This window comes from Arcobacter defluvii (assembly GCF_013201725.1).
GTDB classification, from domain to species: Bacteria; Campylobacterota; Campylobacteria; order Campylobacterales; family Arcobacteraceae; genus Aliarcobacter; species Aliarcobacter defluvii.
In genome coordinates this window covers 2014188-2039440 of record NZ_CP053835.1, presented here as the reverse complement: position 1 = coordinate 2039440, position 25253 = coordinate 2014188, and the positions used below count along the sequence as shown (strand labels likewise).

At 26.0% G+C, this 25253-nt stretch carries 27 protein-coding genes; 13 read left to right on the top strand and 14 right to left on the bottom strand.

Features of this window, described 5'->3' with window-relative positions; genetic code table 11:
* Positions 1 to 113: 113 nt before the first annotated feature.
* Entirely contained in the window at positions 114 to 2351 is a 2238-nt protein-coding gene (locus tag ADFLV_RS10170; protein ID WP_014474681.1) for a methyl-accepting chemotaxis protein, read from the top strand.
* Positions 2352 to 2537: 186 nt separating this feature from the next.
* Positions 2538 to 2684 carry a hypothetical protein gene (locus tag ADFLV_RS10165; protein WP_164968540.1) on the top strand — a complete coding sequence of 49 codons (147 nt, stop codon included), beginning with the start codon at positions 2538 to 2540 and terminating at the stop codon, positions 2682 to 2684.
* Between the two features lie 41 nt (positions 2685 to 2725).
* Here ADFLV_RS10165 and ADFLV_RS10160 read toward each other — a convergent pair whose 3' ends face one another.
* The 3 genes from ADFLV_RS10160 to ADFLV_RS10150 form a co-directional block, all read right to left on the bottom strand.
* Positions 2726 to 3202 carry a DUF2721 domain-containing protein gene (locus ADFLV_RS10160; protein ID WP_014474679.1) on the bottom strand — a complete coding sequence of 159 codons (477 nt, stop codon included), beginning with the start codon at positions 3200 to 3202 and terminating at the stop codon, positions 2726 to 2728.
* Between the two features lie 124 nt (positions 3203 to 3326).
* Entirely contained in the window at positions 3327 to 3704 is a 378-nt protein-coding gene (locus tag ADFLV_RS10155) for a DUF302 domain-containing protein (protein ID WP_014474678.1), read from the bottom strand.
* A 42-nt stretch (positions 3705 to 3746) separates the two neighbouring features.
* On the bottom strand, positions 3747 to 5372 hold the full coding sequence (locus ADFLV_RS10150; protein WP_129011972.1) for a YcaO-like family protein: 1626 nt from the start codon (positions 5370 to 5372) through the stop codon (positions 3747 to 3749).
* 139 nt (positions 5373 to 5511) lie between these two features.
* Between ADFLV_RS10150 and ADFLV_RS10145 the strand changes: the two genes are divergently transcribed.
* The 3 genes from ADFLV_RS10145 (at position 5512) to ADFLV_RS10135 (ending at position 7543) form a co-directional block, all read left to right on the top strand.
* Positions 5512 to 5940, top strand: a complete 429-nt coding sequence (locus ADFLV_RS10145; RefSeq protein WP_014474676.1) for a hypothetical protein — start codon at positions 5512 to 5514, stop codon at positions 5938 to 5940.
* Between the two features lie 74 nt (positions 5941 to 6014).
* Entirely contained in the window at positions 6015 to 6323 is a 309-nt protein-coding gene (locus tag ADFLV_RS10140; protein WP_129011971.1) for a helix-turn-helix domain-containing protein, read from the top strand.
* Positions 6320 to 7543, top strand: a complete 1224-nt coding sequence (locus tag ADFLV_RS10135; protein WP_129011970.1) for a type II toxin-antitoxin system HipA family toxin — start codon at positions 6320 to 6322, stop codon at positions 7541 to 7543. The genes ADFLV_RS10140 and ADFLV_RS10135 overlap by 4 nt, the downstream gene beginning before the upstream one ends.
* An 11-nt stretch (positions 7544 to 7554) precedes the next feature.
* Here the strand turns inward: ADFLV_RS10135 and ADFLV_RS10130 are convergent, their stop codons facing one another.
* On the bottom strand, positions 7555 to 8490 hold the full coding sequence (locus ADFLV_RS10130; protein WP_129011969.1) for a hypothetical protein: 936 nt from the start codon (positions 8488 to 8490) through the stop codon (positions 7555 to 7557).
* A complete protein-coding gene (locus ADFLV_RS10125) occupies positions 8487 to 10232 on the bottom strand; it encodes an AAA family ATPase (protein ID WP_129011968.1) in 1746 nt (581 codons plus the stop codon). The genes ADFLV_RS10130 and ADFLV_RS10125 overlap by 4 nt, the downstream gene beginning before the upstream one ends.
* A 261-nt stretch (positions 10233 to 10493) precedes the next feature.
* On the opposite strand from ADFLV_RS10125, the gene ADFLV_RS10120 reads away from it, so the two are divergent.
* From ADFLV_RS10120 to ADFLV_RS10085, 8 genes are all read left to right on the top strand, one after another.
* On the top strand, positions 10494 to 11840 hold the full coding sequence (locus ADFLV_RS10120; RefSeq protein WP_129011967.1) for a DEAD/DEAH box helicase: 1347 nt from the start codon (positions 10494 to 10496) through the stop codon (positions 11838 to 11840).
* A gap of 83 nt (positions 11841 to 11923) precedes the next feature.
* Positions 11924 to 12685: a class D beta-lactamase gene (gene blaOXA, locus ADFLV_RS10115; RefSeq protein ID WP_129011966.1), complete on the top strand. Its 762-nt coding sequence runs from the start codon at positions 11924 to 11926 to the stop codon at positions 12683 to 12685.
* The gene (locus ADFLV_RS10110; RefSeq protein WP_129011965.1) at positions 12682 to 13548 is read left to right on the top strand and encodes an aldose 1-epimerase family protein; all 867 of its coding nucleotides are present in this window, start codon (positions 12682 to 12684) and stop codon (positions 13546 to 13548) included. The genes blaOXA and ADFLV_RS10110 overlap by 4 nt, the downstream gene beginning before the upstream one ends.
* Entirely contained in the window at positions 13549 to 14187 is a 639-nt protein-coding gene (locus tag ADFLV_RS10105) for a Crp/Fnr family transcriptional regulator (protein WP_014474668.1), read from the top strand. It abuts the gene before it with no gap.
* Positions 14188 to 14304: 117 nt separating this feature from the next.
* On the top strand, positions 14305 to 15006 hold the full coding sequence (locus ADFLV_RS10100; protein ID WP_129011964.1) for an MOSC domain-containing protein: 702 nt from the start codon (positions 14305 to 14307) through the stop codon (positions 15004 to 15006).
* Between the two features lie 9 nt (positions 15007 to 15015).
* Positions 15016 to 16206: an aspartate aminotransferase family protein gene (locus ADFLV_RS10095; protein ID WP_129011963.1), complete on the top strand. Its 1191-nt coding sequence runs from the start codon at positions 15016 to 15018 to the stop codon at positions 16204 to 16206.
* Positions 16203 to 17438 carry a serine hydroxymethyltransferase gene (locus tag ADFLV_RS10090; RefSeq protein ID WP_129011962.1) on the top strand — a complete coding sequence of 412 codons (1236 nt, stop codon included), beginning with the start codon at positions 16203 to 16205 and terminating at the stop codon, positions 17436 to 17438. The genes ADFLV_RS10095 and ADFLV_RS10090 overlap by 4 nt, the downstream gene beginning before the upstream one ends.
* 12 nt (positions 17439 to 17450) lie before the next feature.
* Entirely contained in the window at positions 17451 to 17924 is a 474-nt protein-coding gene (locus tag ADFLV_RS10085; RefSeq protein ID WP_014474664.1) for a pyridoxamine 5'-phosphate oxidase family protein, read from the top strand.
* A 228-nt stretch (positions 17925 to 18152) separates the two neighbouring features.
* On the opposite strand, the gene ADFLV_RS10080 is transcribed toward ADFLV_RS10085, so the two are convergent.
* The 9 genes from ADFLV_RS10080 to ADFLV_RS10040 are packed head-to-tail and all read right to left on the bottom strand — an operon-like array spanning position 18153 to position 25251.
* Positions 18153 to 18995, bottom strand: a complete 843-nt coding sequence (locus ADFLV_RS10080) for a tetratricopeptide repeat protein (RefSeq protein ID WP_172658792.1) — start codon at positions 18993 to 18995, stop codon at positions 18153 to 18155.
* On the bottom strand, positions 18992 to 19816 hold the full coding sequence (locus ADFLV_RS10075) for a tetratricopeptide repeat protein (RefSeq protein ID WP_172658791.1): 825 nt from the start codon (positions 19814 to 19816) through the stop codon (positions 18992 to 18994). The genes ADFLV_RS10080 and ADFLV_RS10075 overlap by 4 nt, the downstream gene beginning before the upstream one ends.
* Positions 19813 to 20640 carry a tetratricopeptide repeat protein gene (locus tag ADFLV_RS10070; RefSeq protein ID WP_172658790.1) on the bottom strand — a complete coding sequence of 276 codons (828 nt, stop codon included), beginning with the start codon at positions 20638 to 20640 and terminating at the stop codon, positions 19813 to 19815. The genes ADFLV_RS10075 and ADFLV_RS10070 overlap by 4 nt, the downstream gene beginning before the upstream one ends.
* Positions 20637 to 21461 (bottom strand): tetratricopeptide repeat protein, encoded by an 825-nt coding sequence (locus ADFLV_RS10065; RefSeq protein WP_172658789.1) that lies wholly within the window; start codon positions 21459 to 21461, stop codon positions 20637 to 20639. The genes ADFLV_RS10070 and ADFLV_RS10065 overlap by 4 nt, the downstream gene beginning before the upstream one ends.
* Complete coding sequence (locus ADFLV_RS10060; RefSeq protein ID WP_129012249.1) at positions 21442 to 22113, bottom strand: hypothetical protein; 672 nt, start codon at positions 22111 to 22113, stop codon at positions 21442 to 21444. The genes ADFLV_RS10065 and ADFLV_RS10060 overlap by 20 nt, the downstream gene beginning before the upstream one ends.
* 6 nt (positions 22114 to 22119) lie before the next feature.
* A complete protein-coding gene (locus ADFLV_RS10055; RefSeq protein WP_172658788.1) occupies positions 22120 to 22947 on the bottom strand; it encodes a tetratricopeptide repeat protein in 828 nt (275 codons plus the stop codon).
* Complete coding sequence (locus ADFLV_RS10050; protein WP_129012245.1) at positions 22944 to 23777, bottom strand: tetratricopeptide repeat protein; 834 nt, start codon at positions 23775 to 23777, stop codon at positions 22944 to 22946. Before ADFLV_RS10050 ends, ADFLV_RS10055 begins: the two co-directional genes overlap by 4 nt.
* Positions 23774 to 24595 (bottom strand): tetratricopeptide repeat protein, encoded by an 822-nt coding sequence (locus ADFLV_RS10045; protein ID WP_172658787.1) that lies wholly within the window; start codon positions 24593 to 24595, stop codon positions 23774 to 23776. Before ADFLV_RS10045 ends, ADFLV_RS10050 begins: the two co-directional genes overlap by 4 nt.
* Positions 24592 to 25251 carry a hypothetical protein gene (locus ADFLV_RS10040; RefSeq protein ID WP_129012247.1) on the bottom strand — a complete coding sequence of 220 codons (660 nt, stop codon included), beginning with the start codon at positions 25249 to 25251 and terminating at the stop codon, positions 24592 to 24594. The genes ADFLV_RS10045 and ADFLV_RS10040 overlap by 4 nt, the downstream gene beginning before the upstream one ends.
* Between the last annotated feature and the right edge of the window lie 2 nt (positions 25252 to 25253).

Below are 25253 nucleotides of genomic sequence, written 5' to 3'. Positions count from 1 at the left end.
AAGAATTTAAAAATAAATTATTTAAGAGATAAAATTATAATCATTGACATTATAAAATGAATAAATAATCTTTTTTTTTGTTATAATGAATTTAAATATCAAAAGGAGTTCAAATGCTTTCAAGACTATCAATAAAACAGAAACTTATCTTAATAATGCTAATTCCTTTAGTTGTTGTTATATTATTAGCAGCAAAATTAGCAGTAGATTCTTTTAGTGCTTCAAGAAATTTAAGTTCATTGGATAATGTAGTAATTCTTTCTACAAAAATAGGTGCTTTGGTTCATGAAACACAAAAAGAAAGAGGTATGACATCAGGCTTTTTAGGAAGCAAAGCAGAAAAATTTAAAGATGAATTATCAGCACAAAGAGTAATGGTTGATAAAGAGTTGACAGATTTAAATGAATATTTAATCTCTTTTGATAAAAACTCATATAGTTCAGAATTTTTAGAAAACCTAAATAGTGCTTTGACAAAGCTTGAAAAATTGCCAGATATTAGAAAAGAAGTAAGTGCTTTAAATATTGATACTTCCACTGCAATTGCATTTTATACAGATATAAATAGATTATTGTTAAATATGATTGGAACAATCATAAATGTATCACATAATGCTAATGTATCACATGAACTTGTATCTTATATGAACTTTTTATTATCAAAAGAAAGAGCTGGTATTGAACGAGCAGTTGGTACAAATGTATTTGCAAAAAATGCATTTGATAAAGGAATGAAGGCAAAATTTTATATTTTGATTGCTGAACAAAATGCTTATATGGATGTATTTTTAAAAGTTAGTGATAAAAAGATAATAGAATTTTATAAAACAACTATGCAGGATAAATCAATAGAAGAAGTTGAAAAAATGAGAAAAATAGCTTTATATGATGGCTTAGAAACAAATTTTAATATTGATGCAAATTATTGGTTTAAAACAATTACAGAAAAAATAAATCTATTAAAAAAAGTAGAAAATTATTTATCTGATACCTTACTTAAAACTATTAGAAGCGAAATAGATGAAGCAAATAAAAATATGATTATTTTTGGACTTTTAAGTGCTTTTGGTATAGCTTTAACTATGATTTTAGCAAGAACTATTGCTTTTACAATCCTAATTGATGTTGATTCTGTTAGAAAAGGAGTTGAAAACTTTTTTGCTTTTATAAATTTTGAAAAAGATGATATAGAGTTGATAAAAATTGATTCAGAAGATGAATTAGGAAAAATGTCAAGAATTATAAATAAAAATATAGAAGAAACTAAGATAAATATTCAAAAAGATAGAAAGTTAATATCAGATGCAATTAGAGTTACAAATGCAATTAATAAAGGACATTTAGATATAAAAATTGAAGTTGGTTCAAATAATCCGACGCTAAATGATTTAAAAAATATTATCAATGAAATGCTTTTTACTTTAAATAGTAATATATCAAATATTTTAAATATTTTAACTTCATATTCAAAATTAGATTTTAGACCAAAATTAGCTCAAAATAATTTGGAAGGAATAATAAAAGAATTAGAAGAAAATATAAATATTTTGGGAAAAGTTATTACAGACACTTTAGTAGAAAATAAAAAATCAGGAATTTTATTAGGTAAAAATGCACATAGTTTAAGTGAAAATATGAATAAAATTGCAAGTGCAGCAAATTCACAAGCAGCTTCTTTGGAAGAAACAGCTGCATCACTTGAAGAGATAACTTCTAATATTACAAATAATAATGAAACAACTATAAAAATGGCAAATTTTGGGAATAAAGTTAAAGAATCAATTTCATTAGGACAAAAATTAGCAGATAAAACAGTAATTTCTATGGAAGAGATAAATTCTCAAACATCTGCAATTACAGAAGCAATAACAGTTATCGATCAAATTGCTTTTCAAACAAATATTCTTTCACTTAATGCAGCAGTTGAAGCTGCAACTGCTGGAGAAGCTGGAAAAGGTTTTGCGGTTGTTGCAGGAGAAGTAAGAACACTTGCAAGTAGGAGTGCAGAAGCTGCAAAACAGATAAAAGATTTAGTAGAAAATGCTCAAAGAAAAACAGAAGAAGGTAAAAAAATAGCATCTGATATGATTGTTGGATATACTGAATTGAATAAAAATATTTCGACAACATTAGAGTTAATTGAAAATGTTACAACAGCAAGTAAAGAACAAGCAACAGGAATGGTTCAAATAAATGATGCAGTTAATAATTTAGATCAAATAACTCAATTAAATGCACAAAGTGCTTCAGAAGCAAATACAATAGCTCAGCAAACTCTTGATATATCAAATAGTATTATAACGCAAGCTGATTCTAAAGAATTTGATGGAAAAGATTCGATTAGAGTTTAATTAAACTCTAATCCTTGCTTTTATTTTTTTATTCAGTTATACTGTGTCCACATGAGATGAATTCGAGTTTCATCTGTTATTTGCCTTTTATTGATTCTCACACTGTTAATATTACTCATTTAGACAACAAGCTCATTTTTATCTTTTAATAACTTCATTAAATTGAAGAAAAAAAGGAAAAATAATATGTCAATTACACATATAAAAACAAACAAAAAAATCAAAGTTTTATTTAGACTTTTAGAAAATAATGAAAGTTTAGAAGATGCAAGTTCTAAAGCTGGATTAAATATAGAAAAAACAAAATTGATAATGCAAAAATCAAATTTCTAAAAGTTAATCAAGATGAAGTCTAAAGCTATAGACTTCTTTTATTATGGAATATAGCTTTGTTTATTTTTTATAAAAGAAGTTGTATAGAAAATTTCTCTCAAAAATAAAAACAAAGATATAATCAAACAAACCATAGCTGAAATGAAAAGAATTGCAATAAGCAAAGAGTCTTGAAATTCAAATATAGCACTTAAAAACATTGTTACAATGACTAAAGCAATTAATAAACCAGTACTTGTACAAAATAAAATAGCTAAATTTGTATTTTTCATTCTCATAGTTAAAAACTTTCTTCTTTGTTCTATTTTAGAATGAATTTCATTACTATTTTTTAATAATTCTAAATTTTCATTTTCATATTTATCTAATTTATCAACTTTATCTATAATTCTCGATAATCTTCCTGTAAAAACATTTAAAAGTCCTGCAACTCCTGCAAGTAAAAAAACAGGAGCAACTGAAAGTTGTATTAGTTGTGAAACACTATTTATTGTATTTATTTCTAAAGGATTAATCATTTTCTTTCTTTATTTTAAATTACATTTTCCAAATTTACATCTAAAAATTTTTATAATCATATATATGAAAAATAAAACAATGCCAACTTCAAATATTTTATAAATTATTTCCATTAATTCCTACTTATATTGATTCATCAATAATTTTTAAGAGTTGCTCTTGAGTTTTTTGTGCAATTCCAACTAAATCTGGATTTATATCATCAACTAATTGAACTAAAGAATTCATTGCAATCATAGTTTCACCATCTAAAGTATAAATAGATATTTTACAAGGCATGATACAAGAAAGAGAGATATCTTCTTTTAAAAATCCTTCTGCAATAACTGGGTTACAAATATCAAGAACTTGGCATTCATTTTTGAAATCAATACCTTTTGATTTTAGTGTCTCTTTAATATTATGAATATGCATAACCCCAAATTTATATTTTGTTGCGGTCTCTTTGATACTATCAACTACTTCTTGTACACTTTTATTTGATACTTCTATGTATTGCATTTTTATTTTCCTTGACTTTGTATTTTAGGGGATTATATCAAATTAAATTTTATAAAAAGCTCTTTTTTTAACTTCAAGTTTATCAAACATACTTAACATATTTTTATAATCTTGATGTAAAGTTCTATTTATTAAATACTCTTTTCCTTCTAATATATTTACAGCTTTTTGAATTTTTTCTTCTCCATAAATATTAAAAAGTGATTCTTCATAATCATTCCATTCTAATTCATCATTTTGCATTCTAAGAAGTTGAGCTACTAAATGTCCTAGTTTATTATTTGAAAACTCCAAAATTTCTAAAGCATCATCATACTCTTCTAAAAGAAGTAACATTTGAGCTTTAAAATCTTGCATTGTAAAGTTTTCTTCAAAAATCACACCAATGTAAAGTTGCATATTTAGTGAATCATCAAGACTGTCAATTACATCTAAAATATCATTTGCATCATATTTTTCAAAGTTTAAAACCATATCTCGGATTAATTTTCCGTTGTTTTTGTTGTTGTAAACCATATCATCAAGTGGATAAACTTCTGAAAAATTTGGAACAATCATTTGACAAGAGTAAAAGTCTAAATATGTATATTCTCTTACATACATTTCTCTATTCTGAGATTTTAAAATATCAAGTAAAAATGCGTATTCATCATCACTTCCATTTCCCTCATATTTCCAAGGAGCATATTCAAAACTTTTTTTAGCACTTAAAAATGGAAAACCTAACTTTCCATTTGAATCAATAAAGTGAGCTTCTAAGTTAAAACTATCAGCTACTAAACTCATATCAAAAGTAGGAATTTCAAAAGCATCAAGATTTGTTAAATCTCTTCCTTGCATAAGTTCTGTCATAGTTCGCTCTAAACTTACTTCTAAAATAGGGTGAGCTCCAAATGATACAAATAGAGTATTATTTTTAGTGTTTATTAGTGAAATTGCAGTTACGGGGAAAATTCCACCAAGACTTGCATCCAAAACTTCGATGATATAACCTAACTCTCTTAAAGCTTCTACATCTTTATAAACTTTTGGAAATGATTTTACAACTTCATCTGGAAACTTTGGAAGTGCATAACCTTCTTTGATGATAGCGATTTTTGCATATCTTTCAAAGATTTCACTAAGAGCTTGAACTTTTGCTTCATTTGCAGTGTTACCAGTAGCCAGACCGTTACTTACAAAAAGGTTACTTAAAATATTTATTGGAATATATGTTTTTTCTTTTGTTGATTCTTTGATAAATGGCAACGCTACGATTTTGTCCATATAGTCGCTGTTAAAATCAACTAAATCTTTTGGTTCTAATTCACCATCTGCATCATAGATTTTTTTTAATTCAGGGTTTAAATAATCTCCATCAAAATCAAAAGCAACTTCATCAGGATAATATTTTCTATTTGGAAGGTGGAAATCTATAAAAAAGTTGTTAGTTTGTAATCTTTCGATATATTCTCCATAAGCACTTGCTATTGAAGCATCTGAGATTGTTCCTTTTCCATTTGAATAGATATGATTTGGGGCTTCATTTGAAGCTAAGTTTACTGAAAAACAGTTTTCTAAAGGATGTTTTTCTTGTGAAAAAGAGGCTTCACAACCTACATCTTTTAATACTGCTTTCATTTTTAAAATTGATTGTTCAACGGGAGAGTTTTTTGATAGTAAATTCATTTAATTTTTTCTTCTCGATTCATATTAATTTTTTCTATATAAAGGTTTACAGTATAGCCAAAAAAAAAATATTCCAAGAATAGGGCGTAAATATTAGCTACAATACGAAATCAATATAAAAATATGTAAAGGTTTATAAATGGCAAAAGGTAAAAAAACAATAATTAAAGAGATTAAAAAAATAGATGATGAAATATTATTAATAAATGGAAAAGAGTATGTGATAGTTGAAGACACAGAAAATATCGAAACAGCAACTACAATGAAAATCTCATCAAACGGAAATAGAATTTTAAGATTTGAAGATGAAAAGAAAAAAGCAACAATAGATGTAAAAAGAGATATTGATATTGTTAAGTATACATTTCAAGACCCAAGTATTGCTAAAAAATTTGCAAAAGGTTATGACAAAACTGTAATCACACCAGCTGATAAAAGAGAAGAGATAGGAAATGCAAGTTCATTTAAAAAAGCTAGAAAAATCATAAATACATATATCTCAAAAGATGGTGTAAATTATGACCCTAAAAATGGTAAAACTACTTTTTATGTGACGGAAGAAGCATAAAAATCCATCCAAATAAAAGTATTAATAGATAATATTTTAGCTATAATAACTAAAATATCTATTTTAGGACTAATATGTTAGCTATTAATATCTCAACACCAAAATCTATAATGCAAGATTTAAAAGATAAATTCAAACAAAAAAGATTATCTTTAAACCTAACACAAGAAGGACTTTCCAACAAAAGTGGAGTAAGTCTTGGTAGTATCAAAAGGTTTGAAACAAGTGGCGAAATCTCTTTTGAATCTTTACTAAAAATTGCATTAGTCTTAAATTGTTTAGATGATTTTAAAAATATTGCAAATAAAAAAGATGAACAATACGATTCTATGGATGATTTATTAAAAGTAAAACCAATCAAAAAAAGAGGAGCTATAAAATGATAAAAACTGTAAATGTATTTTTAAATCATTTTAATAACAAAATCTTTGTTGGAAAGTTAGCACTTAAAAATAGAAAAATATATTTTGAATATGATGAGAATTTTATAAAAAAAGATATTCAAATTTCTCCTTATATTTTGCCATTAAAAAAAGAGTTACAAGTTTGTAATGACAATATTTTTGATGGTTTATTTGGAGTTTTTGCAGATAGTTTGCCTGATGGTTGGGGAAAATTACTTTTAGACAGACACTTAATGTCAAAAGGGATAAATTTTCACGATATTACACCACTTGATAGATTGTGTTATGTTGGAAAATATGGTATAGGAGCATTAAGTTATGAACCAATATATGAAGAGATAGAGACGAAAAATCAAGAGATTATTTTAGATGATTTAGCAAACTCTTCAATTAATATTTTAAATGGCTCTAGTTATGAACTTCTTGATACATTATTGGCAATTGGTGGAAGTAGTGCAGGAGCTAGACCAAAAATTATGACTCAATTAAACAATAAAAATGAAATACTTCATGGAAGTCAAAAATTAATAGAGGGTTTTGAACATTATATAATTAAATTTCCAAACTCAAATGATGGATTAAATATTGGAAAAATAGAGTATATCTACTCTTTGATGGCAAAAAAAGCAAATATTGAAATACCTGAAACAAAGTTGCTAAAAGGCAAAAAAAATAGCTATTTTGCAATAAAAAGATTTGATAGAATAAAAGATAATAGATTGCATATTCATAGTGTAGCTGGATTAGTTCATAGTGATTTTAGAATTCCATCACTTGATTATGATGATTTATTAACTTTATGTTTTCATCTTACAAAAGATATAAATGAAGTAAAAAAACTTTTCAGATTAGCAGTTTTTAATCTTTTTACACATAATCGTGACGACCATGCCAAAAACTTCTCTTTTATGTTGGATGAAAAAAATTCTTGGAAACTCACCCCTGCTTATGATTTGACTTTTTCTTATGGAGTGGTAACTGAACACAGCACTACATACTTAAATGAGGGAAAAAATCCAACAATAAATCATCTTGAAAAACTAGCATTAAAACACGGAATCAAAGAGTATAAACAAATAATTGAAGAAGTAAAAAGTGCAATTTTAGAGTTTCCAAATCTTGCAATAGATGTGGAACTTCCAAAAAATGAAACTGTAAATTTGGGTAAAATATTTAGTGAGTTAATGGGGAAAAAATAGATTAAAAAAAACTATATAATCCCTATCTCTTCAGAAATATCTTTTATAAGTTTACTAAGTGGTCGTTTGTGGAGGTCTTCATTTTTTCTGTAATTGCATAATAAATATCTATAAATTTCATCTTCACTAAAACCAAATCTTTTTAATTCTTTGATGTAACTTTTAGGATAATAAGCTTTTTTTATTAAAAGTTCCAAAACTATATCTTTGTGTTGTTTATATAATTCTTCCAATTTAAAAATTTCTAAATTTGCTTTATTACCATATAATTCTATTTCAAAACTATTGAAATCATATTTTTTGCTTTCAACATTAAAAAAATCAATACTTTCTGGACTAATTGAAAATTTGAAATCATTTTCTTTTAATTCATAAGGATTAGAAATAGGATAAGTATAAAAGGTATCTTTATCTTCTTTTGCACCAAAACCGTTACAAGTAGGACAAGATGGAATTAAATTAAAATAAGAAACTGCTAGATAAGGATATATAGATTTTGGATACAAATGGTCAATTTCAGGTTTTATAGATCCTTTCCTATTTATATTAAATATATAGTTTCTATTGCAATAAGGACAGCTTCCAAGATTTATATTTTGAATAAATTTTAATTTATCTATTTCGTTATATCCCGCTTCTACAAAAATTCTGTAAAAGATTCTATTTAAACTTTCTTTTTTGTAATGTGACTTAGGAAATTTCTTATAAACATTTTCTATTAAAGAAGCTAACTCATTTGGTTTAAACTGAATCAATTTTTTTAAATTACTTTCATTCTCTAACCACACAAGTATCTTTTTTATTTTGTTTGTAACTCGAAATTTTTTTTTATCAATGCTAATATCTTTTTGAGATTTTATATATCTAACTTTTTTTAAAAGTTCTATTTTAATTTCATCAAAATAAGTATCTAAAGTTTGCTGATTTGGATATGGAATTTTTATCATAAATTTTCCAATTCTTTTTTAATTTTTTCTTGTTGTTCTAGTAACTCTTCTTTTCGTTGTTTTTTTATAAAATCATCATCAAATTTTTTATAATACATATCTAAAAGTTTTGTTCTTAAAAAATCTTCGCCTATAATTTTTATGATAGCTAAAATATTTTCTTTTTCATTTTTTGATGGATTGTAATTTTTATCTTTTAATTTTTTTATTACATTATTTATTTTATTTTGGGCAAACTCACCCATAAGCCCCTCACTCATAAAAAAGCCATTTGAAAGTAAAGTATGAATGTTTGCTCCAAAGGTATTGAGTTCTATATCTTTACTTACATTTTTACAGTTACCAACTTTTTGATTTTCGTTTTTTACTTCTTCATCATTTTCTTTGTATTTTTCTAAAAATATCACATTTTCTTTTGGAATATCTGAAAGTATAAATGGAGAATGTGTTGCAAAAATGAGATGAAAATTTATATTTGGAAGTAGTTTTAGAAATTCACAAATATAATTAATTGATTTTTTTTGCCACATAGGATGTAATCCAATATCAATTTCATCCAACAGAACAATGTTATTTTCAAGGCTTTTATTTTCATCTACTTTATTCTTTAGTGAATATAACTGATTTAGTATAAATAGTAATTGCTGTTCTCCAAAACTTAAATCATTTAATGCCTTATTATTGTTATCACAAAGTTGTATAGTAAATTGGTATGATGAAAAACTTGCCATTATAATTTCAATTATTTTAGAATCTAATTTTTCAATATCAAATGAATAAATAAGTAAATTAGATTCATTAAGCCATTTCTCATTAGAATTAACTAATTTTATAACTTTTGTTTCTGAAAGATTATTTAATTCAATGAAAGATTTTTGAGAGTTTTTCCATAAATTATTATACTCTTCTTCTTGAGTATCATATTTACCTAATTGAAATTCAAATTCTGGATTAAAATAATCAAATTCATTAGTCCTTTCCTCATATGAATTTCTATTTGTTAATAATTTTGATATTTCTTTTACTTCATTGATAAAATCAGTAGTAGCAAGATTTGGATAAATCAAGCTTTTTAATTTAGCTAAATTACTTTTTGACTCTTTTGTTAAACTTGGATATTTATCATTTTGCTTAACAGTTTCTATATCAAAAAATATATTTATTGTTTTAGGAATAAAAAAAGATTCAAATTTATCTAATTGTTTAGTTTCTTTTAAATCAAAATAATTTAATAGAATATTTTTCTGATTACGAAATAACTCATTTATTAAATGGATACCACCTTTTATTGAATTGATTTGTTTTTTAGGATAAATAAATTCATTGTTATAGTCTATATCTCTATCATAAGTAAATGAATATTCAAAAAAAGGGAAATCAATCTTTTTATTATTAGAACATAATTTTTTATAATCTTCAAGAATAGGATAATCTTCTACTTCTCCTGAATATAATATTTCATCGTTTTTATCTTTAAATATTGCAAAACCAGAACCTTTCCAAATTAAAAGATTTTTATGAATCAATTTTAATAAACTACTCTTTCCTGTTCCATTTTCTCCAACAATAGCCGTAATATTAATATTATCAGGAAAAATACTTTTATAAGTTGTACTTTCATCTCTGACTTTTGTTAACTTTTTTGAATCTTTATCATAATGAAATTCAAACCTCGGCGAAAATCTAAACCCCTGATTCTCAATATTTTTATACTCTTCAACCCATAAATAAACTAATTCCATAAAAAACCTTGATTATTATTTGACTAAATTATATCAATAAAAGATAAGAAAATAATTATTCTTTTGTTTAAACTTTTCTTTTAAATTCTTTTAACACTTTTAATCCAATAATTATGATATAATCCCACAATTTCAGCATACATCGGTCTATGCCTGACTTCGTTTTTGTATTCAATTTACAACTCAACTAAACTCAAATTATTCAACCTAGACCGTAACTTAAGTTTATAACTTTTGTAGGTTTATAAAAATAAGGTACTTATGTCATTTTCAAAATTAGGTTTATGTTCAGAAATTCTTCGTGCAATTAAAGAAGAAGGATATACAACTCCAACTCCTATACAAGCGCAATCTATTCCTGTAATTTTATCAAAAAAAGATGTTTTAGCAGGTGCTCAAACAGGTACGGGAAAAACAGCTGGTTTTACACTTCCATTGCTTCAAAGATTAACAAAATCAACTTCAAAAGATTCAAAATATCCAAAAGCTTTGATTTTAACTCCCACAAGAGAACTTGCAGCTCAAGTTGCACAAAGTGTAGAAACTTATGGAAAATATCTTCCTTTTAAATCAGCAGTAATTTTTGGAGGAGTTGGAATAAATCCTCAAAAAGCTCTTTTAAAAAAAGGTGTTGATATTATTATTGCAACTCCAGGAAGATTGATAGATTTAATCTCTCAAGATAGTTTAAATCTATCAAAAATTGAATTTTTGATTTTAGATGAAGCAGATAGAATGCTTGATATGGGATTTATAAATGATATTAAAAAGATTTTAGCAATTTTGCCAAAACAAAGACAAAATCTACTTTTTTCGGCAACTTTTTCAACTGAAATAAAAAAATTAGCCGATGGTTTACTTAAATCTCCTATTTTAATTGAAGTTGCAAAAGCAAATAGCACTTCACATAAAGTTCAACAAATAGTTCATCATGTTGATAGAGAAAGAAAAAAAGAGCTTTTAATTCATTTGATTAATAAAAATGATTGGAAACAAGTTTTAGTTTTCACAAGAACAAAACATGGTGCAAATAAACTAAGCGAAGCTTTAATAAAAGAAAATATAACATCTGCTGCAATTCATGGAAATAAATCACAAGGTGCAAGAACAAAGGCATTGGATGATTTTAAAGAGGGAAAAGTAAGAATATTAGTTGCAACTGATATTGCTGCAAGAGGAATTGACATAGACCAACTTCCTCATGTAATAAATTTTGAATTACCAAATGTTGCAGAAGATTATGTTCATAGAATTGGAAGAACAGGGCGAGCTGGAAATGAAGGTGTGGCTATCTCTTTAGTTTGTATAGATGAACATGAATATTTGTTTGGAATTGAAAGATTAATTAAACAAAAAATTAAAAAGATTGAAGTTGCAGGATTTAAAGTAAATCCAAATATTAAAGCTGAACCAATAGGAAATAAAGGGAATAGAAGTAAATCTAATACAAATCAAAAAGAGAATCCAAAAAAACATTTTGGAAAGAAAAAAGATGAAAGTTCATCTATAAAATCAAAAAGTAAAAATAGATTTGATTCTAAAAAAAATGAACCTTCATCAAACACTTCAAAAAATAGAAGAACTAATTCTAGATTTAAAAATAATTAATTTAAGATTTTTAATTTTGTCAATATTAATAATAATCATCAATAAATTTTGTTAAAATCGAAAAAATTAAGAAAAGGTAAATTATGTTTAAAAAAATTAGTGTTTTATTTTTTTTAATAATTTCTGCAAATCTTTTTGCAGAAGATTTAGAACTAAAAAAAATATTTGATGAAAAAAAAGTTGAAGGTACGATTGTAATTGAATCTTTAAATAAAAAAAAGATTTATATTTATAATGATGAAAGAGCAGATAGTTTTTTTTCTCCTGCTTCAACGTTTAAAATTCCAAATACTTTAATCGCTTTAAAAGAAGGTGTTGTAAACAAAGATTCTATAATAGTTTGGGATAAAAAAGTAAGAGAATTTGATTCGTGGAATAAAAATCAAACTTTACTATCTGCTTTTAAAAACTCTTGTGTTTGGTGTTATCAAGAGTTTGCTTCAAAAATTGGAGTTGAAAAATATAAAAAATATTTAGAAGATATTGATTATGGAAATAAAACTTTAGGTGATGATGTAAAAAACTTTTGGTTAGATGAGAGTTTGAAAATCAGTGCTTTTGGTGAGATAAAATTTTTAAAAAGATTGTATTTAAATGATTTGCCTTTCAAAAAAGAAGATATGGAACTTTTAAAAGAAATTATGATTGATGAAAAAAATGACAATTATATCATAAGAGCAAAAACTGGATGGGAAGGTAAATATGGTTGGTATGTTGGTTATGTTGAAACAAAAGATGATGTTTGGTTTTTTGCTTTAAATATAGATACAAATACTAAAGAAGATTTAGCAAAAAGAAAAGCAATCACTTTGGAAGCTTTAAAGACAGAAGGAATCATAAATTGACCTTTGAGTTAAAAAATGATTTTTTAAAAGTAAAAATCAACTCATTTGGTGCTGAATTAAATAGCTTACAAAAAATAGATAATAGTTGTGAATATATTTGGCAAGCAAATAGTAAATATTGGGCTAGACATTCTCCTATACTTTTTCCAATAGTTGGAAGACTAAAAGAGGATAGTTATTTTTATAAAGATAAAAAATATAGTATGTCACAACATGGAATTGCCAGAGATAAAGAATTTGAAGTTGTAAATAAAAAAGAAAACTTTATAGAGTTTAGACTTTGTAGTGACGAAAAGAGTTTTGAAATTTATCCTTTTTCTTTTGAGTTGTATTTATCGTATAAACTTGAAAAAAGTAGTTTGATTATCTCCTATAAAGTTGTAAATAAAAGTGATGAAAAAATCCTTTTTTCAATTGGCGCTCATCCTGCTTTTAATTGGACTTTAGATGAAAATGAAAAAAAAGAAGATTATTTTTTAGAATTTGAAGTTGATAAAATAAAAAGATATTTTTTAGATGAAAAAGGACTTCTTTTTAAAAGTGATGATTTGAAGCTTGAAAATAATAAATTATTTTTAAATGAAGAACTTTTTAAAGATGATGCTTTGGTATTTGAAGATTCAAATATCAAACAAGTTGTTTTTAAAAGTGTTAAAAATGAAAAGTTTATAAAAGTAAATTTCGATAATTTTCCATATTTAGGTATTTGGTCAAAACCAAGTGGTGCACCTTTTTTATGTATAGAACCTTGGTTTGGAGTTGCTGATGATAAAAATTCAAATCAAAAACTAGAAGAAAAAAAAGGAATAAATAGTTTAAAAAAAGATGAAGAATTTTTTTGTTTTTACAGTATCGAGATTTAGATGTTTTTTGAATTAACAAATGAAGAGATAGAACTTTTTAAAAAAATTGGACAAATAAAAAGTTATGATGAAGGTGCTATTTTATTTTATGAAAATGAAAAAGCAAATAATTTTTATATCATTCTTTCTGGATTTGTAAAAGGTGGAATATTTGAAAATAAAAGGGAAAAAATATTTCATTATTTTTTCCCTAGAATGTTTATAGGAGAAATCTCTTTTTTAGAAGAAAAAAACTACGCTTTAAGTGCAAAGTTTGTGACAAATGGAAAAGCAGTAGTTATAAGTAGAACTTCGTTGAACAATTCAAATTTTTCAAAAGATGAATTAAATAAAATCTTTCAAAGAGCGATGATAAGTAAAGTAAGGTTTTTACAAAGAACTATTAGTACAATCACTTCTGTAAACACAAAAGTAAAATGTGCAATGTTTTTATTAGAACATAAAACTTATTTACAATATATTTCTATAACTGAAATGTCTAGCCTTTTAAATACCACACGTGAATCTGTTTCAAGAGCTATTAGTTTTTTTATTGAATATAAAGCTATTAAAAAAAATAAAAATGAAATAATAATTTTAAATGAAGAATTTTTGGAAACTTTTATAAAATTTCAAGAAAATGATTTAGATTTCATTTAAATTATTAGACTTCTTTCCTAAATAATCATTTCCCTAACAAAAATAAAAAAGTGTGATAAAAGTCACATATTGATTTTTTTTAACTGATACAATTATTAAAAAAATTGGAGCATTTTCATGAGTAAAAAAATTGCAAATGTTTTATATGTAAAAGTTGGAATTGTAACTACTACAAAACTGGAAAATAGTAAACGTCAAGAGTTGATTTCAGGTATAAAAAAATATCCAATAGAAAAATCATATCTTACAAAAACAGGTTTTAAAGATGATTTTCAAGCTGATTTACTTCATCATGGTGGAGAAAATAAAGCTTTGTTTTTGTTTTCAGAACTCACATATGAAAAAATAAACTCTTTTTTTAGTGATAGTTTTGATATGACAGATATGGCTTATTTTGGAGAAAATATTATCTTATCTGATATTTGTGAAAAAGATATTTGTGTTGGAGATGTACTGCAAATTGGAGAAAGTTTAGTTCAAATAACACAACCAAGGCAACCTTGTTGGAAATTGAGTGCAAATACAAATAAAAAAATTATGACGAAGTTTATTTTTGATAGTGGTCTTACAGGCTGGTATGCAAAAGTTTTAGAAGAGGGATTTATTTGTAAAGATGATGAGGTTATTTTACAAACAAGGAAAAATCCAAATTTGACAATTGAAAAATTAAATCAATTGATGATAAATCCCATGTTAGATGAAAACTTAACACAAGAAGCTTTAAATTGTGAAGATTTGGGAAAAGCATTTTTAACATCACTTGAAAAAAGATATAAATTAAAAGATAAAGATGAACAATTTTCTCATTATCACACATAAGGAATAAAAATGAAAGAAGATGAATATTTATTGCCTTTATACAAAAGATTAGATGTAAGTTTTGTAAAAGGGAAAAAATCTATTTTATATGATGAAGAAGGAAAAGATTATGTCGATTTTACATCAGGAATTGGTGTAAATAGTTTAGGATATGCAAATAAAGAAGTTGTAAAAACTATAAAAGAACAAGCAAAAAATATTTTACATACTTCAAATATTTATCGAATAAAATCACAAGAAAAATGTGCAAAAAAAATAGTTGAATTAAGCAATCTTGATATGCAATGTTTTTTTTGTAATAGTGGAGCAGAATCAAATGAAAGTGCTATTAAACTAGCTAGAAAATATGGAAATACAGAATTTGCTAAAGCAAAATATAAAATTATTACTATAAAAAACTCTTTTCATGGGCGAACAATTGCTACTTTAAAAGCAACAGCCCAAGAAGATAAACATAAATTTTTTGGACCATATCCCGAAGGATTTGTTTATGCAAAAGATATAAATGAAGCAATAACACTAATAGATGAAAGTACAGTTGCCGTGATGCTTGAATTAATTCAAGGTGAGGGCGGAATATTTATGCAAGATGTTCACAAAATAAAAGAGTTGGAAACTATCTTAAAAAGTAAAAAATTGCTTTTGATTATTGATGAGGTACAAACAGGAGTTTATAGAAGTGGTAACTTTTTGATTTCCCAATATTTTGGAATCAAACCAGATATTATAACTTTAGCAAAAGGCCTATCGACTGGTATTCCAATAGGAGTTATGATGACAAGTTTAAAAAATATTTTTAAAGCTGGTGACCATGGTTCTACTTTTGGTGGAAATCATATGTCAACTACAGTTTGCACTAAAGTTTTAAATATTTTAGAAGAGTATTCAAATAGTGGAAAGTTAGAAGTAAATATAAAATATTTCAATAACTATTTACACTATTTTGTAGATAAATATCCATCTTTATTTTTACAAAAAAATGGTTGGGGATTTATGCAAGGACTTGTTTTAAATGATGAAAATAAACTTGATGAAATAGTAAAAAAATCACTAAAAAAAGGTGTTTTAGTTTTAAAATCAGGGAAAAATATAATCAGATTTTTGCCTGCTTTAAATATCTCAAAAAAAGAGATAAAACAAGGTTTTGAAAGATTTGAGAGTTCATTAATAGAAATTTTAAAAGAGGAAAAAAGAAAATGAATAGTTTAAAAAATTTTGATAACGAAATTTATAATTTAGCCACGCAAGAGCTAAATAGGCAAAATGAATATTTAGAGATGATTGCTAGTGAAAATTTTACAATACCAGCTGTTATGGAAACATTAGGTACGGTTTTTACAAATAAATATGCAGAAGGTTACCCAAATAAGAGATATTATAGTGGTTGTGAATATGTTGATAGAGTTGAAGAATTGGCTATAAGTCGAGTTTGTGAGTTATTTTCATGTAAATATGCAAATGTTCAGCCACATTCAGGAAGTCAAGCAAATGCAGCTGTTTATATGGCATTGTTAAATCATGGAGATACTATTTTAGGAATGGATTTATCTTGCGGTGGACATCTAACTCATGGTTCAAAAGTGAATTTTTCAGGGAAAAACTATCAAAGTTTTTTTTATGGTTTAGATGAAAATGGATATATTGATTATGAAAAAGTTTTAGAAATTGCAAAAGTAATCAAACCAAAAATGATAGTTTGTGGAGCTTCTGCATATGCAAGAGAGATAGATTTTAAAAGATTTAGAGAAATTGCAGATATTGTTGGGGCTTATTTCTTAGCTGATGTTGCTCATATAGCTGGACTTATTGTGGCTGGTGAACATATGAATCCATTTCCTTATGCTCATGTGGTTACTACTACAACGCATAAAACTTTAGCAGGACCAAGAGGAGGAGTTATTTTAAGTAATGATGAAGAGTTAATGTCAAAAATCAATAGTGCAATTTTCCCTGGAACGCAAGGTGGTCCTTTGATGAATACTATTGCAGCAAAAGCAGTTGGATTTAAATATAACTTATCAAAAGAGTGGAAAGAGTATGCGAAACAAGTAAAAGCAAATGCAAAAATAATTGCTGATGTATTGATAAAAAGAGGATATGAATTAATCTCAAATGGAACAGATAATCATCTAGTTTTAGTCTCTTTACTAAATAAAGATTTTAGTGGAAAAGATGCTCAGTTTGCTTTACATGATGCAGGAATTTCTATAAATAAAAATAGCGTTCCAAATGAAAAAAGAAGTCCTTTTATAACTTCAGGTATTAGAATAGGAAGTCCAGCTCTTACAACAAGAGGTATGAAAGAAAAAGAGTTTGAATTTATAGCAAATAAAATTTGTGATGTTTTAGATGATATAGAAAATAAAGAAAAACACCTACAAATAAAAAAAGATTTAGAATTTTTATCTAAACAATTTCCTATTTATATTTAAAGGAAGATTATTATGAGACATAGAACAAAAACACATCTTTTGACAAAAGAACAAATAGATGATTTATTTAAAAGAGCAGAAGTTGGAAGATTAGGTACTTTTTCTTCAAATGGTTTTCCATATGTTTTGCCTATGCATTTTGTTTATGTTGATAATAAAATATATATGCATGGATTACCAAAAGGAAAAAAAATAGATAATATTAAATTCAATTCAAATGTATGTTTTGAGGTAGATGAAATGCTTTCTCTTCTTTATGAAGGAGTTGAAAATCCTTGCGATGTAAATACAGAATTTAATAGTATTATTGTAGAAGGAAAAGCCTCTTTAGTCAGTGATTTTGATGAAAAAAAGATGGCTTTATCTTCTATTGTTGCAAAATTCACACCTCACTTAGTAGATAAAGAGTTACCTTCTAAAATGATAAATGGAACAGCTGTTATAAAAATAGATATTTTAGAGTGTGTAGGGAGATATTATAAATAAAACAAAAAAAGGATAAATCCTTTTTTTGTTTTTTAGTTTAAATTGATGCTAAATTACTTAGACTTCATTTGACATAAGACAATTTCTCCTAAAAATTATTGTCAATTATTTTATGACACCATTTTTTATGATTCTTTAGGAGTATAACTAATCATCTTGGTTTTTACAAGATGTTTTGTTATTACAGATATACACTTTTATTGGGTTAAAAAAAATTGACATTTTTATTTACTCTAGATTTAGATTTTCTTTATATTTAATAGGAAATTCATCTGATGATAGTTGAAGTTCATAACCTTTCTGAATAATATCATTTGGGATTTGCCAATCTTTTTTTAATAAATTCATAACCGATTGATAACTATATTTATTTCCTATTAAAGCTATAGCATAAGCAGAAGCTTTGATATCATCATGTAAATTATGATGATACAGCCTTGAAAGATTATGAAATGCTTCTAAATCTCTTATTTTTATAGCTTCTTTATAATATTGTTCTGCTTTTACATAATCTTTTAAATTGTTTGCATACAAATACCCTAATGATATTGGTGCATCTTTATTTTTTGAATCAAAAGCCTTTAAAAGCCATTTTTCTGTTTCTTGATAATTTTCTTGTTCATTATAGATTGAAGCTAAAACTATAAATACTTGTGTACTACCTAGACTTATGGCATTATTACACCATGTTAATGCTTTTTCATATTGCTTTAATTGTTGTAAAGCACTACACGCATAAGCAGAATTATCTGCTGTTGGTTTCATAGAGTTTGAGTATTCAAACCACTGTAAAGCTTTTTCATAATCTTGTAGTTTATTTGCATAAGCATAACCTATTTGGGTTGCTGGGATTGGGTCGTGTTTGGCGTCGTGCCAATTACTCCAATAGTTGTTGATATTTTGTTTGGCTATCTTATCCCACTCTGGAATAGGCAATCTTGGAGTATATATTACTTGTTCTTTTTTTTCTTCTTTATTTACTTGAGTATTCTGTGAAAATTTTTCTTCGCAAGCACTAAAGGTAAGAGTTAGTAATAGTAATAAAATTACTTTTATTATGCCTTTTATCATAATCCTAAATCACCTTTGAATTTAATAGGAAATTCATCTGATGATAGTTGAAGTTCATATCCTTTCTGAATAATATCATTTGGGATTTTTCTTTCTTTTTGAAGTATCTTTAAAACTGAACGTTGAGAATATTTTGTTCCTATTAAAGCTATAGCATATGCACTTGATTTTACATTATCATTTAATTTTGAATAATATAGATAAGATAATCCATGAAATCCTTTATAGCTTTTTTCTTTTACTGCTTTTAAGTACCATTGTTCAGCTTCTTTATAATCTTTTAATTTTTCTTCATAGATATATCCTATATTTGTTAAAGCATCTGTAAAACCTTTATTTGCAGATAATTTATAATATTCTATTGCTTTATTATATTGTTCAACATCATAATATACAGTCCCAAGCATAAACAATGCTTCTTTATTGCTTTCTTGAATGATTGAGTCATTACACCATTTGATAGCTTTATCATATTGTTTCATTTCTTGAAGCACATAACACGCATAAGCAGAATTATCTGCTGTTGGTTTCATTGAGTTTGAGTATTCAAACCACTCTAAAGCTTTTTCATAATCTTGTAATTTATTTGCATAAGCATAACCTATTTGGGTTGCTGGGATTGGGTCATGTTTTGCGTCGTGCCAATTTGCAGTGTAACCATCAAGTTTACTCTTTGCTATTTTATCCCATTCTGGCATAGACAAAGTTGCTATATAGACTATTTCTTGGGTTTTGCTTTCTTGTGAAGATTTTTCTTCGCAAGCACTAAAGGTAAGAGTTAGTAATAGTAATAAAATTACTTTTATTATGCCTTTTATCATAATCCTAAATCACCTTTGAATTTAATAGGAAATTCATCTGATGATAGTTGAAGTTCATAACCTTTCTGAATAATATCATTTGGGATTTTCCATTCATCTTGTAAAACTCTTAAAACAGATTTTTTAGTATATTTTGTATCTATTAATGCAATAGAATAAGCACTCGCTTTTAGATTATCTTTCATTGTATGGAAATAGAATCTTCCAATATTATGATAAGAGTCTACATTACTTTCTTCAACTCCTTTTTTGTACCATTTTTCAGCTTCTAGAATATTACCAAGTTTTGTATTGCTAAGTCCAATACTAGTTACTGCAATTTTTTCTCCTTTTTCATATGCTTTAGTAAACCATTTTAAAGCATTATCAAAATCATTTTTTTTATAATAAACAGTTCCTAATTGATATAAAGCTTCATTCCATTTTAAATCAATAGCTTTTTGACACCAAGATATAGCTTCATCATATTTTTTTAGTTGTTGTAAAGCATAACAAGCAAAATAAGAGTTTTCACCTAAAGGAATCATTGAATCAGCATATTTGTACCATTCTAAAGCTTTTTCATAATCATGTAACTTTTCTGAATAGGCATATCCTATTTTCATCGCTGGGATTGGGTCATTTTTTGCGTCGTGCCAATTTTTATACTCATCCCAGATTTTCTTTCCTCCGTCTTTATCCCACTCAGGCATTTTTAGTTTAGGGGTAAACTTTACTTGTTCTTCTTTTTTCTCTGCTTGACTGTTTGAAGATTTGTCCTCACAAGCACTAAAACTAAATACTATAAATATTACTAAAATTACTTTTATTATGCCTTTTATCATAATCCTAAATCACCTTTATATTTTATAGGAAACTCAGGAGAATTTAATTGTAATTCATAACCTTTTTTTATTGTTTCATTTGGGATTTGCCAATCTTTTTTTAATAAATTCATAACCGATTGATAGCTATATTTATTTCCTATTAAAGCTATAGCATAAGCAGAAGCTTTGATATCATCATGTAAATTATGATGATACAGCCTTGAAAGATTATGAAATGCTTCTAAATCTCTTATTTTTATAGCTTCTTTATAATATTGTTCTGCTTTTACATAATCTTTTAAATTGTTTGCATACAAATACCCTAATGATATTGGTGCATCTTTATTTTTTGAATCAAAAGCCTTTAAAAGCCATTTTTCTGTTTCTTGATAATTTTCTTGTTCATTATAGATTGAAGCTAAAACTATAAATACTTGTGTACTACCTAGACTTATGGCATTATTACACCATGTTAATGCTTTTTCATATTGCTTTAATTGTTGTAAAGCACTACACGCATAAGCAGAATTATCTGCTGTTGGTTTCATAGAGTTTGAGTATTCAAACCACTGTAAAGCTTTTTCATAATCTTGTAGTTTATTTGCATAAGCATAACCTATTTGGGTTGCTGGGATTGGGTCGGATTTTGCATTTATCACTGTTGATAGTTTAAAATATTGATTTATATGTTTTTCTTCAAGTTCAGGCATTGGTAAATTAGACTTATATTCTATTTGTTTATTTTTTTCATTCTTATTATTTTGTAATGAATCATTACACGCAGTGAAATATATTATTAGAAAGCTTATTAAAATTAATTTAGTTAGTTTTTGAATCATCTTTTTTTCCTTTTATAAATTCTTTATCTTCTGGTGTAAAACTTACTTGTTTTACTTTGCTTATTACTATATCAATATTAGGTGATTGTTTGTTACTATCGCTTAAAGTTATTTCATATTTAGCATTAAATATTGAACTTAAGATAATAATATATGCTTTATAATCTACTTTTTTAATATTAAATCCAAAATTATTTATATCATAATATGGATTATTATCAGGAAAAAGATTAAAAACTCCATTAGTGGCAATTAATCTAGTTTTAGTAATGTTCAAATATTCACTTCCTTTGTAAGATGTAAAAAAGAGTTTGAATTTAACATCATTAATTAAAGTATTTGAAATCTTTATTGCATGATGTACTCTAAAACTTCTCTCAATACCATTTATTGACATTCTTCTATCTATTTTATACTCAGTTTCTTTCACTTCTAAACCATATATGCTAGTTTTAAAAAAGCTTAGTTCATTTTCCAAGGCAGTTTCAAAATAGTTTTCATTTGTTTTATAGTTTTGACCTATAAAATCAATTATCTTTTTAGCACTTGTAAAACCTTCATTATTTATAGTTTTTAATTCTTCTTTTTTATTTTTTATTTCTAAAAGATATTTTGCGGAAAATTCTTTTATTGGGTTAAAAAAAATTGACATTTTTATTTACTCTAAATTTAGATTTTCTTTATATTTAATAGGAAATTCATCTGATGATAGTTGAAGTTCATAACCTTTCTGAATAATATCATTTGGGATTTGCCAATCTTTTTTTAATAAATTCATAACCGATTGATAACTATATTTATTTCCTATTAAAGCTATAGCATAAGCAGAAGCTTTGATATCATCATGTAAATCTTCATGATAAAAAAGAGCTATATTATTAAAAGCTGTATAATTTCTTTTTTTTACTGCTTTTAAATACCATTGTTCTGCTAGGTTATAATCTTTTAATTTTTCATTATAAACAAACCCTAAGTTATTCATTGCATTTACATAACCTTTATTTGCAGATAATTTATAATATTCTATTGCCTTATCATATTTTTGTGTATCTTCATATACAGTCCCAAGCATAAACAATGCTTCTTTATTGCTTTCTTGAATGATTGAGTCATTACACCATTTGATAGCTTTATCATATTGTTTCATTTCTTGAAGTACATAACACGCATAAGCAGAATTATCTGCTGTTGGTTTCATAGAGTTTGAGTATTCAAACCACTGTAAAGCTTTTTCATAATCTTGTAATTTATTTGCATAAGCATAACCTATTTGGGTTGCTGGGATTGGGTCATGTTTGGCGTCGTGCCAATTTTTATATGCATCCCATATTTTCTTCCCACCTACTTCATCCCATTCTGGCATAGGTAAAGTTGCTATATAGACTATTTCTTGGCTTTTGCTTTCTTGTGAAGATTTGTCCTCACAAGCATTAAAACTAAATACTATAAATATTACTAAAATTACTTTTATTATGCCTTTTATCATAATCCTAAATCACCTTTGAATTTAATAGGAAATTCATCAGAGTTTAGTTGAAGTTCATATCCTTTTTTTATTGTTTCATTTGGGATTTTCATTTCATTTTGTAAAACTCTTAAAACTGAGGATTTTGTATATTTTGTATCTATTACTGCAATTGCATAAGCTGAAGCTTTTATATCATCTTTTAATTTTTCATGGTATAAACTAGAAATATTTTTATATGATTCATAATTGTCTAACTTAATTGCTTTTTTATACCATTTTTCAGCTTCTTGATAATTATTTAATTTTCTAGAAAAAATAAATCCTAAATTATTTGCAGAGATTTTATCTTTTGATTTTTCAAATGATTGTTCATAGTATGAAATAGCTTTCTCATAATTATTTAATTCTTTATAAATATCTCCCATTCTAAATAAAGCTTCATTCCATTTTAAATCAATAGCTTTTTGACACCAAGATATAGCTTCATCATATTTTTTTAGTTGTTGTAAAGCATAACAAGCAAAATAAGAGTTTTCACCTAAAGGAATCATTGAATCAGCATATTTGTACCATTCTAAAGCTTTTTCATAATCATGTAACTTTTCTGAATAGGCATATCCTATTTTGGTTGCTGGGATTGGGTCGTTTTTTGCGTCGTGCCAATTTTTATACTCATCCCAGATTTTCTTTCCTCCGTCTTTATCCCACTCAGGCATTTTTAGTTTAGGGGTAAACTTTACTTGTTCTTCTTTTTTCTCTGCTTGACTGTTTGAAGATTTGTCCTCACAAGCACTAAAACTAAATACTATAAATATTACTAAAATTACTTTTATTATGCCTTTTATCATAATCCTAAATCACCTTTGAATTTAATAGGAAATTCATCTGATGTTAGTTGAAGTTCATAACCTTTTTTTATTGTTTCATTTGGGATTTTTCTTTCTTTTTGAAGTATCTTTAAAACTGAACGTTGAGAATATTTTGTTCCTATTAAAGCTATAGCATATGCACTTGATTTTACATTATTATTTAATTTTGAATAATATAGATAAGATAATCCATGAAATCCTTTATAGCTTTTTTCTTTTACTGCTTTTAAGTACCATTGTTCAGCTTCTTTATAATCTTTTAATTTTTCTTCATAGATATATCCTATATTTGTTAAAGCATCTGTAAAACCTTTATTTGCAGATAATTTATAATATTCTATTGCTTTATTATATTGTTCAACATCATAATATACAGTCCCAAGCATAAACAATGCTTCTTTATTGCTTTCTTGAATGATTGAGTCATTACACCATTTGATAGCTTTATCATATTGTTTCATTTCTTGAAGTACATAACACGCATAAGCAGAATTATCTGCTGTTGGTTTCATAGAGTTTGAGTATTCAAACCACTGTAAAGCTTTTTCATAATCTTGTAATTTATTTGCATAAGCATAACCTATTTGGGTTGCTGGGATTGGGTCGGATTTGGCTGCATTACGGCTTCGCCAATATTTATCAATATTTTTATCTGCAATATCGTCCCATTCCGGCATAGGTAACGTAGCTTTATATTGTACTTCTTGCGTTTGGGTTTTTTGTGAGCCTTTATCCTCACAAGCGCTAAAACTAATAATAAATATAAATAATAGTACTTTAGTTAATGTTTGTATCATTTCATTTTTCCTTCTAAAAATTGTTTATCTTCAGGAGTAAAGCTAATTTGCTCTATATTGCTTATTCTCATAATATAGTTTTCACTCACTCCTCTATCTATTTGTATCTCATATTTAGCATTGACTAATGAACTTAAAACTATCACATGCACTTTAAAATTTGCACTATGGGCAGATTGTCCAAATTGCCTATCTTGATAATAAGAGGCTTCATTAGGGAAAAGGTTGAAGATATAATTTTCTGATTTACTTACTAATGTATTAGCATCATATTCCAAATATTCTGCTCCAGTATAAGGTGCAAAAAAGAATTTAAACTGTTTATCCTCCGCTAAAGACTTTGGAATCCCTAAAGCATGTTCTACATTAAACCCTCTTTCAATCCCAGCAATAACTGTTCTTTTATTTGTTATTTTATAATCTACTTTTTTTAAGTCTATTCCATAGATTGAAGTTTTAAAGAAACTTATCTCATTTTCTAAAGCCGTATCGAAATATAACTCATTTGTTTTATAGTTTTGACCTATAAAATCAATTATCTTTTTAGCACTTCTAAAACCTTCATTATTTATAGTTTTTAATTCTTCTTTTTTATTTTTTATTTCTAAAAGATATTTTGCGGAAAATTCTTTTATTGGGTTAAAAAAAATTGACATTT